Source organism: Ruegeria sp. AA3 (assembly GCF_056542905.1).
Map to the genome: position 1 here is coordinate 81,979 of NZ_JBQGAQ010000002.1, position 15,856 is coordinate 97,834.

Sequence of the window (15,856 nt, forward strand, 5' to 3'; positions counted from 1 at the left end):
TTGGGATAGGCCCTCGTATCAATCTCGGGATCGTTCTCGCCCACGCCTCAGCCCCGTTACGCTCGCTATAACGTTTCAAACAAGTCACTTGAGAGGTACTTCGACTTTTTTGTTGCCGAAACCGGTTTCGGAACGAACAAATAGTAGGATGACAACGAATCCCAGTCTGCAAAACCGCCAATCTCAGTCTAGGAGCGCCTCACCGCCACGGCGGGTGAAACTCGACGAATTGGCGGATCATCTCGGGCTTTCAAAGAGCACGGTATCGCGCGCATTGAACGGGTATTCAGACATCTCGGAAGTCACGCGAAAGAGAGTTGAGGTCACGGCGAGGAAGATGGGCTATCGCCCGCTCAGTCACGCGCAGGCTATTCGAACAGGAAAAGTTCGCGCTATAGCGATGGTCATCAACAGCGAAGAACCGGACCAGCACAACCCGTTTCTTCAGGATTTTCTGGCAGGCGCTTGCGAAGCAGCCAGTGCGTCGGACTGGACAATGACAATTTCCACGGCAAAGTCCGGGAAAGATATGCTCAATGTGTTGGGACGTCTTGTCGAAGAACGCAAGGCAGATGGTTTCATTTTGCCCCGGACCGAAGTGGACGACGCGCGGGTAAAGTACCTTGGAGAATTGCAGGTCCCATTTATCCTATATGGGCGGACGGAATACGGCCAATCGGATCCAATGGATGATATGTCTTGGTTTGACATATCGGGTGAAGCAGCAATCAGAAATGCGGTCGTTCGATTGGTCAACTTTGGCCATAGCCGTATCGGTTATGTCGGCAGTGATCCGAAGTTCAACTACAGTCATTTGCGCCGCGACGGGTATCTTGAAGGCCTGAAAGTTGCCGGCTTGCGGGATGATCCAGAATTGATCCGGGAAGGTGCACGGACACGCGAAGAAGGGGCTAACGAAGCGCGGTCACTGTTGAAATTGGACCACCCGCCAACCGCAATGGTGTTTGCGACCGACTTGGCTGCATTAGGGTGTTATCCAGTTTGCGCTGAACTTAGCCTTGAGATCGGAAAAGACGTTTCAATCCTTGGATATGACGGCATTCCCGAATGCCAATACGTCAATCCGGGGCTGACAACATTCAGCGTGGATTCGAGACGCGCAGGAGAGCGTCTGGCCACGCTACTGATCCGCCAAACCCGAGGCGAAGAACCCGCAACCCTGCGCGAACTCAGCGAAGCCGTGCTTATCGCACGCGAATCCGACGGGCCACCCCGGCTGACACCCGAGGCACTGGCGCGAAAAATCAACCTAATCCAACGATCATAACCGGGGAGGAAACCGACTATGAAACTCACACCTAAAGTATCTCGGCTGATGCTGGGCACATCGCTGGCGCTGGTGCTGGCTGCCGTTTCTGCGCAGGCGGACACAATCCGCTTCTGGACCACCGAGGAACAGCCCGAACGTCTGGCAAAGCAGCAAGAGATGGCCGATCAGTTCAAAGCCGAAACCGGAACCACGGTTGAGGTGATCCCGGTTACAGAAACCGATCTGGGCACCCGTGCCACCGCTGCTTTTGCTGCTGGTGACCTGCCGGATGTGGTTTACCACCCGCTGCAGTACGCCCTGCCTTGGGCCGAAGCCGGAATTCTGGACACCGAAGCAGCGTCTGAGGTGATCGAAGAACTGGGCGCCGATACGTTTGCACCGGGCGCGCTAGGAATGGCGGCGTTCAACGGTGAAACGGCCTCTGTTCCGGTCGACGGCTGGACCCAAATGGTAGTCTATCGCAAAGACTTGTTCGACGAAGCCGGTCTGGAAGCGCCCGACAGCTTTGCCGACATTCAGGCCGCGCTGGAAGCGTTGCACAACCCGCCGGAAATGTATGGCTTTGTCTCGGCCACCAAGGTTGATGAGAACTTCATGAGCCAGGTGCTCGAGCATGTTTTCCTGGCCAATGGCGTGTCCCCGGTTGGCCCCGATGGGTTCCAGCCGTTGGACGAAGCCAAAACCACCGAGGTTCTGGATTTCTACAAAGCGATCTCCAAGGCATCTCCTCCGGGTGAGCTGTTCTGGAAGCAATCGCGCGAGCTGTATTTTGACGGCAAGGCCGCGATGATCATCTGGTCGCCCTTCATTCTGGATGAACTGGCCGGTCTGCGGGATAGTGCTCCGCCGACCATCAATGACGACCCAACCTCGCGCGATCTGGCCAGCAAAACCGGCATCGTAACCAAACTGTCCGGCCCGTCGAACCCCGATGGCGCAGCATGGGGTGACGTCCGTTACTTTGGCATCACCAACGACGCGGACACCGATGCGGCGATGGAATTCGTGAAATTCGCGATGGATGACGGCTATTCCCAGACGCTGGCGATCGCGCCCGAGGGTAAGTTCCCGGTGCGCCGCGGCAATGCGGACAACCCGAATGCATTCTCTGAGGCTTGGGCCGAACTGCCCGTTGGCGTCGACCGCAAGGCACCGCTGGGTGAGCTATACGAACAGTCGATGATCGACGAGATCGTCGGCGGTTTGGATGTGGCGCAGCGCTGGGGCGTGGCCGAGGGTCAGCTGGCACTGGCATCGAAGATAATCAACAGCCAGGCGATCAACCGCGTCGTCCGCCAGTATATCGACGATGAGATTGACGCCGCAGCAGCCGTTACGGCGATGAACGAAGAACTCGCCAAGGTCGAGTAACGCTACCACTCAATGGCATCTGCAGCGGCGTTCGCGCCGCTGCACCCAACCCTCTGAGGTCTCTCATGTCTTCGGCCACCCCACCGAACGGTACCGGGGCTCTTGCCAAGCGCGAAGCGCGTCTTGCCTGGGCATTGCTGGCTCCGACCGTGATAAGCGTGTCTCTTGTTGTGATCCTGCCGCTGCTGGCGATCATCTGGATCAGCTTCAAGCCCTTTACCTTGTCCGACCTGCGCCCACCGGCGCCGGTTGTCCGAGAAAGCCTGCGTGGATCGGGCGATGATCTGCGGATCGAATATCGCCTGCGTAATTCCAGTCAGGAGATTGCCATCGGCGGCGTCACTCTAAGCGATGTGCTGCCTGAGGCTGTGACACCCACAGGTGAGATCGCAGCACCATGTGTGCTGGAAGGACAAGACCTGTTCTGCGATTTTGGTATCTTGGATGGCGGCCAACGCGAGAGAATTCGTATCCCGGTCACCGTAGACGGCGACCCTGACGCATTCGAAGAGTTGGTCGAAGGGTCAGAACCCGACGTCACAGGCAGCGGTCCCAATGTGCTGACCAATTTCGAGTTCAGCCTTGAAAACTACGCCCGCGTCTTCGATGGGTCAGAGTTCTGGGGCGTGCTTTGGGTGACGCTGTTCTACACCGTCTTCGGAACCATCGGCGCATTGGTCATGGGATTGTTCGCCGCGCTGCTGCTTAACAAAAGTTTCCGCGGTCAAGGGTTCATACGCGGGCTCTATCTGTTCCCATATGTCGCTCCGGTGATTGCTGTAGCGTTCACCTGGGTTACTCTATTTGACCCATTCTCTGGCTCAGCCAATGCACTGCTGGTTCAAATGGGCCTGAGCAGCGAACCGATCAACTTCTTCGGCGAACGACCACTGGCGCTGATCATGGTGACGGTGTTCGAGATTTGGCGCTATTTCCCGCTGTCCTTCCTGTTCATTCTGGCGCGAATGCAATCCATAGACTCTAGCATGTATGAGGCGGCGGATATGGACGGCGCCTCTCCGTTCCAGAAGTTCTGGCTGCTGAGCATCCCGCAACTGCTGGGTATCCTGTCGGTGCTGTTCCTGCTTCGCTTTATCTGGACGTTCAACAAGTTCGACGACATCTTCCTGCTGACCGGCGGCAATGCGGGCACCCGCACGCTGACCGTAAATGTCTATGAGCAGGCCTTTGCAATCTCGAACATCGGCGCAGGCGCGGCCGTCGCCGTAGTGATCCTGATGTGCCTGATCGCGTTTAGCTTCGTCTTCTTCCGCTTCATCAGCCGAGAGGAGGGTCTGTGATGCGCAAAGGGTATATAACCGGCCCTGTTCTGGGCGCGCTATGGATGGTGGTGATCGCCACCACCGCTGCCATCACCATGTCGTTCTCAACCGGCGACGCATTCCGACCACAGGTCTTACTGTGCCTGATCTGGGGAACACTGGCTGGTCTTGTTTATGTCCGTTTTCCGCTACAGCGCGCGCGCGCGCGTCTGGGTATTTCGGCACTGTTGGGCCTGTCTTGCCTCACCGCATTTGGACCGGTTCTGATCGGCTCTGGCACATCGTTGCAGGCGATTCTGATCACGGTGATCGGCATTGCCGTTGTGATGCATCTGTCGATGGCGGCGATCCTGAAGGAAACACCGTTCAGTGAGCTCACCCGCCATGAATACGAGGATGCGGTGATCCGGTTCTGCACCGGTTTTGGTTATATCTTTTTCACCGCCATCGTGATCATTCCGTTCTATGTGATGGTGATGACCAGCCTGAAATCCCAGCAGGCGCTCTTGCAGAACCCGCTGGATTTCTCGGTGGACCTGAGCCAGGGCGCCGCCCTGTTCCGCAGCTATACCGAGCTGTTCCGCGACTTCAATTTCGGCAGCTATCTGTGGACGTCCTTCTATGTCTCGGTACTGACAGTGTTCATAACGCTGCTGTTCAGCGTACCCGGAGCCTATGCCGTGGCGCGGTTCCGGTTTCAGGGACAAAAGGCCTTTTCACGCTCGATTCTGCTGATCTACATGGTGCCGATGATCGTTCTGGCGCTGCCGATCTATATTGCGTTCTCGCTGACCGGCCTGCGCAACTCGATCCTCGGCATCGTGATGATCTACCCGGTGACGACAATTCCAGTCGCGTTGTATATGCTGCAGGGCTATTTTCGCGGATTGCCGACCGAGGTGGAAGAGGCCGGGCTGATGGACGGCCTGTCCCGCCTGGCGGTGATCTGGAAGATTACCTTGCCACTGAGCCTGCCAGCGCTGGCCTCGGTCTCGCTCTATGTCTTTATGATCGCCTGGAACGAGTTCCTTCTGGCCTTCATGCTGCTGGACGACCCGTCGAAATTTACCCTGACCCGAGGAGTCACGATGCTGAACTCCTCAGAAATTCCCCGTCAGCACCTGATGGCCGGTGCGGTGATCGCCACCGTGCCGATCATGGCGCTGTTCCTGGGGCTTGAACGTTTTATGACCAAAGGCCTCACAGCGGGGTCTGTCAAAGGATGACCGAGATGAATCAACACACAAACCCCGACCGCGAGGCACGCAATATCCTGATTGCCAATGATCGCGGTGGCTACACGATCCCAACCGAAGGGCTGTACCCATACCAATGGAACTGGGACAGCGCGATTACTGCGCTTGGATTTGCCCAGTTCGACCTCGTCCGCGCCTGGGTCGAGATCGAGACACTGTTTACCGGGCAATGGGATAATGGCATGGTGCCGCACATCCTTTTCCACCAGCAGGATGAAGGGTATTTCCCCGGCCCGGATGTTTGGGGCTGCAATGGTCCGATCCCCTCATCGGGTATTATCCAACCCCCCATCGCGGCCACGATGACCCGCAAAATCTGGGAACAGGACACCGCGTTCGGAGACGCGCGGATGAAGGCGCTGTTCCCAAAGCTGCTGGCTTGGCACCGCTGGATCATGAAATGGCGTTTGGATGAATTCGGGGCTGTTTGTACAACCCACCCTTGGGAAGCGGGTCGTGATAACGCGCCAGACTGGGACAATTCAATGGCGCGCATGGATGCGTCGGATGTGGGAGAGTACAAACGCCGCGACACCAGCCATGTTAACAGCGAGGATCGCCCGACAAAGTTCGACTATGACCGTTACATCAGGCTGGTACAGATCGGTCGAAAAGCAGGCTGGGATCAGCAGGAGCTGCTGTCGCTGAACCCGTTCCGTATCGCCGATCCGACGATGACCTTTGCTACACTGCGGGCCGCGCGGGACTTGCTGGTGATCAGTGAACAGCTTGGTCTGGCAGCTGAAGGCTTAAGCACAGACATTGAAAAACTGGAAGCCGGCGCTCGCTCGCTTTGGAACGAAGAGCTGGGCAGCTTTGATGCGCGCGACACACATACCGGCGAGATGTCAGGCAGCGTATCGAACGCGTCCTACCTGTGCTGGTATGCGGGTGTTGAGTCGGACAAGATGCTGGAACGGTTGAAAACCACACTAGAAACCGTGCCCTATCCAGTTCCGAGTTATGACCCGGAAATGCCGAAATTCGACGCGCGCCGCTATTGGCGCGGGCCCACCTGGGCTTTCATGAACATGATGATCGGATTCGGGCTACAGGATCTGGGCCATTCCGAGCACGCGGATCAGTTGCGCAAAAAAACCGGCGATCTGATCTCGGGCTTTGGTTTTGCAGAATACTTCGATCCAATAACCGGGAGCCCGGCTGGTGGTAAGGCTTTCTCTTGGACAGCAGCGGTTTGGCTTCACTGGGCGGGGAGGGCCTGATGGGTAGCATCGAACTTAAATCAGTCGAAAAATGGTTCGGCTCGGCCCAGGTCATCAAGGGCGTGGAGCTCAAGATCGAAGAGGGCGAGTTCATCGTTTTCGTTGGCCCATCGGGCTGCGGAAAGTCCACTCTGTTGCGCATGATCGGCGGGCTCGAGGATATCTCGCGCGGGTCGTTGTTGATCAATGACAGCGATGTCACCGATCACCCGCCTTCAAAGCGCGGCCTGACGATGGTGTTCCAATCCTATGCGCTGTACCCGCATCTGACAGTTGCCGAGAATATGGGGTTTTCTTTGAAGGTGGCCGGAGTTCCCAAGGCGGACATCGCCGAACAGGTCAACCGCGCGGCCGAGGTTCTCAAGCTGGGAACGTTCCTGGAACGCCGACCCAAAGACCTGTCTGGTGGTCAACGGCAACGGGTGGCTATTGGCCGATCCATTGTCCGCGATCCCACCGCGTTCCTGTTTGACGAACCGCTTTCCAACCTCGACGCCGCCCTGCGGGTCGAGATGAGGTATGAGATCGCCAAGCTGCACCAAAGCCTCAAGCGCACGATGATCTACGTGACACATGATCAGGTCGAAGCGATGACATTGGCCGACCGCATCGTGGTTTTGGAATACGGCAAGATCGCTCAGGTCGGTACGCCGCGCGAGCTGTATGAACGCCCTGCGAACCTGTTCGTGGCCCAGTTCATCGGCAGCCCAAAGATGAATATCCTGCCCTGCGCGACCGAGGGTGACAGTTTCCATCTTGAGCACGGCCGCAGTGGCCCGTTTTTAAGGTCCGCAGCGGCCACCAAGATTGGCATCCGCCCCGAACACATTCGGGTAGGCGCTGCAGGCGATGGTCAGACTGACGGCGTCATCGAGGTGATCGAATATCTGGGTGCAGACACATTCCTGATTGTGGATTGTGGAAGCGAGGACAAGGTTACAGTCCGTCTGACCGGCGATACGGCCCTGACACCGGGCACCCAGATTGGTCTGCACTTCCCCGCCGACAATCTGCATTTTTTCGATGAAGACGGGCAGGCGTTGGGCCTTGGATAGATGAACCCACCGGTATCCGTTGCAAACCTTGACCATTGACACTCAAGAACACAGTGAGTGTAAAGCCGAAGCAATCCCTATCAATGTGGGCTGCTATATTCAGCCTAAACCTAGTGTCTTTGCCCCCTGAAATTGGGCCACTATTTTGTGCCCGTTGGGTTGCACGGGGTGGATGCCGTGATCTTGGCACAACAGGTGCCGTGGCGGAAGGTACAGCCGTCTACACCGCCGTGCATGAACGCGGTGCCTACTACTTTACCTCGAAAGAAAGTAAAGCGAAGTTCGAAGCAAACTCTGAAGCGTATCTTCCACACTATGGCGGCTTCTATGCCTTCGTGATCGCGCTTGGCAAAAAATTCGATGGAGATCCGAAACATGCGGACATCATTGACGGGCCGCTTTTTCTATTTGTGAATTCGCATTTGAGCAGCGGGTGTTGAGCCGACTCAAGAATTGGTTACGCGATGTTTTAACCACCCACGGATACCAGTTGATTGAACAAATTTTTAATCCCAGATACCTCGATAGTAAAAATAATATTCATTATCATATAGTTAACAATACATACTGCTATTACTAAAAATTTAGTTTGACAGCTGCGCCGAATATCACCGATGCTGATTGCCATCCGGTCTGCGCCGGATCACATAATCTTGGGAGGAGACAGATGCGGAGACATCTACTTTCCGCCGTGGCGGCAGCGGCCGTCATTGCGGGGCATGGGCCTGTTTGGGCCGACGAAGCCGCAGCACAACGTTGGATTGACGACGAATTCCAGCCATCGACCTTGTCGAAGGACGAACAGTTGTCCGAAATGAAGTGGTTCATCGAAGCTGCACAACCGTACTCGGGCATGGAAATCAATGTCCTGTCCGAAGGTATCCCGACGCATTCCTATGAATCCGAGGTTCTGACTAAGGCATTCGAGGAAATCACAGGTATCAAAGTCAATCACCAGATTCTCGGCGAAGGTGAAGTGGTTCAGGCCGTTCAGACTCAGCTGCAAACCGGGCGGAACCTTTATGATGGTTATGTCAACGACAGCGATCTGATCGGAACACATTCGCGCCTGCAGTTAGCCTATCCGCTGACCGACATGATGGGTGGCGATTGGGCGGCGACAACTTCGCCGACGCTGGATCTAGATGACTTCATGGGCATTCAGTTCACCACCGGACCGGACGGCAAGTTGTATCAGCTGCCTGACCAGCAGTTCGCAAACCTCTACTGGTTCCGCAAGGACTGGTTCGATGACGAGGACAACAAAGCCGCGTTCAAAGAGAAATACGGCTATGATCTGGGCGTTCCGGTTAACTGGTCGGCCTACGAAGACATCGCTGAATTCTTCACAAATGACGTAAAAGAAGTCGATGGCGTCGCGATCTATGGCCACATGGACTATGGCAAGCGCGCGCCTGACCTCGGATGGCGCATGACCGACGCCTGGCTGTCGATGGCTGGTGCTGGTGACGTGGGCGAGCCGAACGGTGTTCCCGTCGACGAATGGGGCATTCGCATGGAAGCGGGCACATGTAACCCGGTCGGTGCTTCCGTTTCGCGCGGTGGTGCTGCAAACGGTCCGGCTGCGGTCTATGCGATCCGCAAGTGGGATGAATGGCTGCGGAACTATGCGCCTCCGGGTGCCGCAAGCTATGACTTTTATCAGTCGCTACCGGCGCTCAGCCAAGGCAATGTGGCCCAGCAGATATTCTGGTACACCGCCTTTACCGCCGACATGGTCAAGCCCAAATCCGAAGGCAACAACACCGTCGACGACGAAGGCACGCCGCTGTGGCGGATGGCGCCCAGCCCGCATGGCCCCTACTGGGAAGAAGGCCAGAAGGTTGGTTATCAGGATGTGGGTTCCTGGACCTTCCTGAAATCGACCCCTGCGGATCGTGCTCAGGCAGCATGGCTGTACGCTCAGTTCGTGACGTCCAAGACTGTCGATGTGAAAAAGTCCCATGTGGGTCTGACCTTCATCCGCGACAGCTCGGTCAACCACGAGTCGTTTACCGAACGTGCGCCCAAGCTGGGAGGTCTGGTCGAGTTCTATCGCTCACCTGACCGCGTGGCATGGTCGCCGACCGGCATCAACGTCCCGGATTATCCGAAGCTGGCCCAGATCTGGTGGCAGCAGATCGGTGACGTGAACTCGGGCGCGTTTACTCCGCAAGAGGCGATGGACCGTCTGGCAGAAGAGATGGACATCACCATGGCCCGTATGCAGGCCGCGGATGAAAGCGCAGGTGTTTACGGTGGATGCGGACCGCGCCTGAACGAGCCGCAGGATGCGTCATTCTGGCTCGAGAAAGAAGGTTCGCCCAAGGCCAAGCTTGAGAACGAAAAGCCGCAAGGCCAGACTGTCAACTATGACGAGCTGGTTCAGCGCTGGCAGTCTCAGTAAGCCAAAGCAACCCGGGGTGCCGTTCGCGGCATCCCACACCAAGACCAAGACAGCGCGGGCGCTGCGGGATCGGAATTCGCGAAAATGATCGAACTACAGGACGCGACCAAGCGGGTCGGCAACGTCATCCATATCAAACCAACCAACCTGACGCTGCAGACCGGCCATTTCAATGTGCTGCTTGGCGCGACAGGATCGGGCAAGACCTCTCTGATCAAGATGATGGCCGGGCTGGACCCGATTGCCTCGGGCAAGGTCTGTATGGATGGGAAGGATGTGACTAAACTGAACACGCAGAAGCGGCAGATCAGCCTGGTGCACCAGTTCTTTGTGAACTACCCGCATATGACCGTGTTCGACAACATCGCCTCTCCGTTGCGCGTTGCGGGCATGGCAAAGTCCGAGATTGTGGGCCGCGTGGAAGAAGCCGCAGATCTGCTTCAACTGCGCCCGATGTTACACCGCCGCCCGCATGAGCTGTCGGGCGGGCAACAGCAACGCACGGCACTGGCGCGCGCCATTGCGAAAGAGAGCCGCGCCGTCTTTCTCGACGAACCGTTGGCCAACCTTGATTACAAACTGCGTGAAGAATTACGCGAGCAGCTGCCCGATCTGTTCGCAGGTCGTGGTGCTGTGGTGGTTTATGCCACTTCAGAGCCCGAAGAAGCACTGCTACTGGGTGGATACACGGCCCTGATGGAAGATGGCCGCGTGACCCAGTTCGGGCCGACCGCTGATATTTATCGCAACCCTGAGAACATCGCCGCCGCGCGAGTTTTTTCGGATCCGCCGATCAATGTCGCGCGCATCACTGTGTCCGGCGCTCAGGCGCAAATGGCTGGTGGAGGTGGCTGGGCTGTCACAGAAATGGCCGACGGAGATTACATGGTCGCCGTGCGTCCCCATCGGGTGACCCCGTTTCGCTCTTGCGATGATGATGTGGAGCTTACCGGCCGCGTGATTGTGACCGAACTGTCCGGCTCGGATTCCAGCGCGCATTTCCAACATGGCGATGATGCGTGGGTGTCACTTGCCTCGGGCGTCCACCCCTATCAGGTTGGCGAAGATCACAGCTTCTACATGAACCCGGCCCACTGCCGGTATTTCGGCCAAGATGGCAAAAGGATAGCCTGACATGGCACAGATCAAGCTTTCAAACCTGCGACACAGCTACATGTCGACGCCGAAAGACCCGCAAGACTATGCACTGAAGGAAATCGACGTGACTTGGCGCGATGGCGGTGCCTATGCGCTGCTAGGACCGTCCGGTTGTGGCAAGTCCACGTTGCTAAACATTATCTCGGGTCTTTTGACGCCGTCCGAAGGACAGATCCTGTTTGACGACCGTGACGTGACCGCCTTACCCCCCGACCAGCGCAACATCGCACAGGTGTTCCAGTTCCCGGTGATCTACGACACGATGACAGTCGGCGAGAACCTGGCTTTCCCGCTGAAAAACCGAGGTGTTGACCCGGCGACAATCAAGCGCCGCGTCGATGAGATCGCCGAAATGCTTGACGTTACGGATATGCTGGGCACGCGCGCATCGGGTCTGAGTCCGGATAACAAACAGAAAATCTCGATGGGTCGCGGTCTGGTGCGAGACGACGTGAACGCGGTGATGTTCGATGAACCCCTGACCGTGATCGACCCGCATCTGAAGTGGAAACTGCGCTCCAAGCTGAAAGAGCTGCACCAACGCGTCAAAGCCACGATGATTTACGTGACCCACGACCAGACTGAAGCCCTGACCTTTGCGGACGAGGTCGTAGTGATGCAGGAAGGTGAAGTGGTGCAGATCGGCACGCCCGTTGAGCTATTCGAGCGGCCCCAACACACCTTTGTCGGCCACTTCATCGGCTCCCCCGGCATGAACGTGTTGCCGTGTGAGGCCAAGGGCGACCGCGCGGTGTTCGAAGGTCACGAGGTTGTGCTGGAAGGCCCGACCCATGGCGACGGAGGCCGCACCGATCTGGGCATCCGCCCTGAATATGTAGGCTTCGGCGACACAGGCATCCCGGCACATGTAACCAAAGTTTCGGACATCGGCCGCCACTACGTTGTCAGCGCGATGGTCGGCGACACGGCGCTCAAGGCCGTGACTGAGCACAGCGTGCCCGAGCCCGGATCACAGGTCTTCCTGCAATTCAAACCTGAACAATCCCGTGTCTATCGCGATGGCTGGGTCGCAACCGAGGAGCGGGCGCTATGAGAACGGAAAACCAAAAGGCATGGTTCTTTGTCCTACCGGTGTTGGCGCTGGTCGCGTTTAACGCGCTGGTGCCGATGATGACAGTGGTCAACTACTCGGTGCAGGAAACCTTCGGCAACAACCAGTTCTTCTGGGAAGGTCTGGGCTGGTTCGAACAGATCCTGCGATCCGACCGCTTCCAAGCCGCGCTGGGTCGGCAATTCCTGTTCACCTTCCTGATCCTGCTGATCGAGGTGCCGTTGGGCATCATCGTGGCCCTGTCGATGCCCCGCAAAGGGTTCTGGGTGCCGGTCTGTCTGGTGCTGATGGCCCTGCCGATGCTGATCCCGTGGAACGTGGTTGGGTCAATGTGGAACATCTTCACCCTGCCCAAGATTGGCCTGCTGGGATACTTCCTGAATGATGTTCTGGGCGTCAACTATGACATGACTCAACAGCCGCTTTCGGCCTGGATCACCGTCATTGTCATGGATGTCTGGCACTGGACTTCGCTTGTGGTGTTGCTGTGCTATGCGGGCCTCGTTTCGATCCCTGACGCCTATTATCAGGCTGCCAAGATTGACGGTGCCAGCCCGTGGTCAGTGTTCCGCTACATCCAGCTGCCCAAGATGAAAACCGTCCTGACCATCGCCGTTTTGCTACGCTTCATGGACAGTTTCAACATCTACACCGAGCCCTTCGTGTTGACCGGCGGCGGCCCCGGCAACTCAACCACCTTGCTGTCGATCGATCTTGTGAAGATCGCGCTGGGACAGTTCGACCTTGGCCCTGCAGCCGCGATGAGCCTGATCTACTTCGCCATCACGCTGCTTGTGTCGTGGGTCTTCTACACTCTGATGACAAAGGATGACGCGCAATGAAGAAGCGGTCCCTTATCCCGATCCTCTATATCGCGTTTCTGATGCTACCGATCTATTGGCTGGTGGCGATGTCCTTCAAGACAACGAACGAGATCCTGTCGGGCTTTTCCCTGTTCCCCCAGACCTTCACGCTGGAGAACTACATCACCATCTTCACCGACCCGACGTGGTACTGGGGGTATATCAACTCGATCATCTACGTGACGATCAACACGGTGCTCTCGGTCTGTGTGGCGCTGCCTGCGGCCTACGCGTTCTCGCGCTATCGGTTTCTGGGCGACAAGCAGCTTTTCTTCTGGTTGCTGACCAACCGGATGGCCCCAGCGGCCGTGTTCGCACTGCCTTTCTTCCAGCTTTATTCGTCGATCCGTCTGTTCGACACCTATCTGGCCGTGGCGTTGGCGCACACGCTGTTCAACGTTCCGCTGGCGGTTTGGATTTTGGAAGGCTTCATGCGAGGTATCCCGAAGGAATTGGATGAAACGGCTTATGTCGATGGTTACTCCTTCCCGCGCTTCTTCGTAACGATCTTCCTACCAAACATCAAAGCCGGCGTAGGGGTCGCGGCCTTCTTCTGCTTTATGTTCTCATGGGTCGAGATGTTGCTGGCGAAGACCCTGACGGCAGTCGAGGCCAAACCAATTGCCGCCGTGATGACCCGCACCGCTTCCAGCGCGGGGTACGAACTGGGCCTGCTGGCCGCCGCCGGCACGTTGACCATCATCCCCGGCGCCATCGTCATCTGGTTTGTCCGCAACTACATCGCGCGCGGTTTCGCGATGGGACGTGTGTGAGGTTCGATATGCGTAAACTTCTTGTCACTCTGCCATTCCTGCCTTCAGTGGCCTACGCCCAACAGGCCGGTTGGGGCAGTGTCGGCCAGCAAGAGGAAAAAGGTTTCTCGTGGACCGCTCCTTTGTGGTCGGATTTCTGGATGGCATGGACTCCGGCAACACTGGCGGTGTTCATCGGTATATTTTCGGCCATCGCCCTAATCGGTTTGCTGGAAGGGTTCAAATTCCGAGACGGGATCGAGCGGCGCGGCGTGCTGGGACTGACCACCACGCTGGGGGATCGGTTGTTCATCACCCTGCTGGGCTCGACCTATATCTTCCTGGCCTGGCTCGGGCTGGTTGGCCAACCTGTTTGGACGCCGCTTTTCCTGTCCATCGGTTGGGGCGTCTTCGTCTTCTGGAAAGTTTAGGCTTTGCGAAACAGCGAAAGGATGCTTGTCTGTCAGGCATACTAATAATGGCGACACCGAGATTGATGCGAAAGAAAAAGACAACAAATCTTCTGACCGAAGTGGAACTTGAGTTCATGAACGAACTCTGGGCGCTTGGTCAGGGCACGGTCCGTGAAGTCCTTGATCGCCTGCCACCTGATCGCAATCTGGCCTACACTTCCGGAGCCACAATTTTGCGGATCCTTGATGAGAAGGGCTTTGTCGAAAGCGAGAAGAACGGCAAGTCGCTGATCTACAGACCCCTTCTCGAGAAGGACAGGTATCAGTCGCGGTCGTTGCAGAATCTGTCCCGGACCCTGTTTGACGACACGCCCGCAACTCTGGTTGCAAGGCTGGTCGACGATGAGGGCCTGACAGAAGATGACCTAGAGGAGATTCGAGCACTGGTAGAGAGGAGACTGCAAAATGACAGCGGTTAAACCGGTTCTCGATGCGTTTCTCGAGTTCAACGTTGTGCTTGGATTATCGGCGCTGATCTGGCTGGCCGTGCGTGGGGGCCTTGCGTTGACGCCCATGAGGTACGGCTTTGTTGCTCAGCTTCGTTCGCTCAAGATACTTTGCATCGGCGTTATGCTCAGCCCGGTTCTGGCGATCGGTGTTTCGGGCTTTGTCGCTCAGGTGTGGCCCGGACGTGTTGTCGCGCTGGGGGATATCGCAGTGGCGGCCTATTTGCGCGGCGAAATCGCCATGCCCGCTGCGCAGTTCGAAACCCTTTTGAATACGCGCGAACGCTGGCTCGACTATGTCTTGTCAGGCGGCTCTGTTTTCGTAACTTGCGCGCTGACTACGCTGGTTCTTCTATCAATTGTTCTGGCAATTCGGGTTGCCTGCAACGCGCTTACAATTCGCAAGGCCGTACGGTCCAGCTTTCTTTGGCGACAGTCGGCAAAGGTGGACATTCGCCTTTCAGATCGCGTAACTGTGCCTTTTGCAGTACGCGGCCTTCGTCGCCGTCACGTCGTTTTGCCCAGCCATTTGCTAAACTCGCCACGCGATTTGCGCTTTGCTCTGGCGCATGAATTCCAGCACATCCGCGCGCTGGACGTGGAATGGGAACTGGGTTTCGAGCTTATGCGTCCTCTGCTGTTTTGGAACCCGGCCTATCTGGCCATGAAACAACAGTTTGATCGACTTCGCGAATTGGCCTGCGACCAGTCTGTCGTCTCGCGTAAAGGCATTGACGCGACCGACTATACCGCTTGTCTACTGGACTACTGCACACGATCTATCAAGCTGAAGAACCCTCGCATTCTTCATGTGGCCCTGGTTAACGGGCCGAAAGCAAAGCAAGTTCTGCGCCAGCGTGTGATCGCCCTGACCGATGCGCCCGTGACGAACATACAATTGTCAGCAAATTTCTTTGGGCTAACGCTTTCCCTGGTTGTTGTGCTTGCAATTGGGTCGGCCTCGGTTCGTCAAACCCAGGATTGGAGCCATGATCGTCTTATGCTTTCGACGGTTGTAAATCTGGAACGGCTGGAAGCTCGGAATCAGGGAAATTGAAAGGCAGAATTTTAAGTCCAGCGTGGATTGGAATGTCGGCTTCACGGGTATTGCTAGCAAGCTGGTCGCAGATTCGACGCTACAGTGCTGCGGAATTTCAACAAGTCCGGGTTCAATGTGCCGCAATCACCGGCTCTAATGCCCCGTTC

General features: G+C 56.8%; 15 protein-coding genes. All 15 read left to right on the plus strand.

What is annotated here, in order from left to right; all coding sequences use genetic code 11:
• Positions 1-214: 214 nt before the first annotated feature.
• Entirely contained in the window at positions 215-1,288 is a 1,074-nt protein-coding gene (locus tag ACR0JR_RS04900; protein ID WP_480455260.1) for a LacI family DNA-binding transcriptional regulator, read from the plus strand.
• Between the two features lie 18 nt (positions 1,289-1,306).
• Positions 1,307-2,662 (plus strand): ABC transporter substrate-binding protein, encoded by a 1,356-nt coding sequence (locus ACR0JR_RS04905; protein ID WP_480455261.1) that lies wholly within the window; start codon positions 1,307-1,309, stop codon positions 2,660-2,662.
• Between the two features lie 65 nt (positions 2,663-2,727).
• Positions 2,728-3,963, plus strand: a complete 1,236-nt coding sequence (locus ACR0JR_RS04910) for a carbohydrate ABC transporter permease (RefSeq protein ID WP_480455262.1) — start codon at positions 2,728-2,730, stop codon at positions 3,961-3,963.
• The gene (locus ACR0JR_RS04915; RefSeq protein WP_480455264.1) at positions 3,963-5,171 is read left to right on the plus strand and encodes a carbohydrate ABC transporter permease; all 1,209 of its coding nucleotides are present in this window, start codon (positions 3,963-3,965) and stop codon (positions 5,169-5,171) included. The genes ACR0JR_RS04910 and ACR0JR_RS04915 overlap by 1 nt, the downstream gene beginning before the upstream one ends.
• A 5-nt stretch (positions 5,172-5,176) precedes the next feature.
• Positions 5,177-6,424, plus strand: a complete 1,248-nt coding sequence (locus ACR0JR_RS04920) for an MGH1-like glycoside hydrolase domain-containing protein (protein ID WP_480455265.1) — start codon at positions 5,177-5,179, stop codon at positions 6,422-6,424.
• On the plus strand, positions 6,424-7,479 hold the full coding sequence (locus ACR0JR_RS04925; RefSeq protein WP_480455267.1) for an ABC transporter ATP-binding protein: 1,056 nt from the start codon (positions 6,424-6,426) through the stop codon (positions 7,477-7,479). Before ACR0JR_RS04920 ends, ACR0JR_RS04925 begins: the two co-directional genes overlap by 1 nt.
• Positions 7,480-7,679: 200 nt before the next feature.
• Positions 7,680-7,919 carry a hypothetical protein gene (locus ACR0JR_RS04930; RefSeq protein ID WP_480455269.1) on the plus strand — a complete coding sequence of 80 codons (240 nt, stop codon included), beginning with the start codon at positions 7,680-7,682 and terminating at the stop codon, positions 7,917-7,919.
• Between the two features lie 227 nt (positions 7,920-8,146).
• Positions 8,147-9,886, plus strand: a complete 1,740-nt coding sequence (locus tag ACR0JR_RS04935) for an ABC transporter substrate-binding protein (protein ID WP_010442345.1) — start codon at positions 8,147-8,149, stop codon at positions 9,884-9,886.
• Positions 9,887-9,970: 84 nt separating this feature from the next.
• Entirely contained in the window at positions 9,971-11,020 is a 1,050-nt protein-coding gene (locus ACR0JR_RS04940) for an ABC transporter ATP-binding protein (protein WP_480455270.1), read from the plus strand.
• A 1-nt stretch (position 11,021) separates the two neighbouring features.
• Entirely contained in the window at positions 11,022-12,098 is a 1,077-nt protein-coding gene (locus ACR0JR_RS04945) for an ABC transporter ATP-binding protein (RefSeq protein WP_480455271.1), read from the plus strand.
• The gene (locus ACR0JR_RS04950; protein ID WP_260027296.1) at positions 12,095-12,958 is read left to right on the plus strand and encodes a carbohydrate ABC transporter permease; all 864 of its coding nucleotides are present in this window, start codon (positions 12,095-12,097) and stop codon (positions 12,956-12,958) included. Before ACR0JR_RS04945 ends, ACR0JR_RS04950 begins: the two co-directional genes overlap by 4 nt.
• Positions 12,955-13,752: a carbohydrate ABC transporter permease gene (locus ACR0JR_RS04955; protein WP_480455273.1), complete on the plus strand. Its 798-nt coding sequence runs from the start codon at positions 12,955-12,957 to the stop codon at positions 13,750-13,752. Before ACR0JR_RS04950 ends, ACR0JR_RS04955 begins: the two co-directional genes overlap by 4 nt.
• A gap of 8 nt (positions 13,753-13,760) precedes the next feature.
• Complete coding sequence (locus tag ACR0JR_RS04960; RefSeq protein ID WP_480455274.1) at positions 13,761-14,162, plus strand: DUF2160 domain-containing protein; 402 nt, start codon at positions 13,761-13,763, stop codon at positions 14,160-14,162.
• Positions 14,163-14,227: 65 nt separating this feature from the next.
• Positions 14,228-14,623 carry a BlaI/MecI/CopY family transcriptional regulator gene (locus ACR0JR_RS04965; protein WP_010442339.1) on the plus strand — a complete coding sequence of 132 codons (396 nt, stop codon included), beginning with the start codon at positions 14,228-14,230 and terminating at the stop codon, positions 14,621-14,623.
• The gene (locus tag ACR0JR_RS04970) at positions 14,610-15,707 is read left to right on the plus strand and encodes a M56 family metallopeptidase (protein WP_480455275.1); all 1,098 of its coding nucleotides are present in this window, start codon (positions 14,610-14,612) and stop codon (positions 15,705-15,707) included. Before ACR0JR_RS04965 ends, ACR0JR_RS04970 begins: the two co-directional genes overlap by 14 nt.
• The last annotated feature ends 149 nt before the right edge of the window (positions 15,708-15,856 follow it).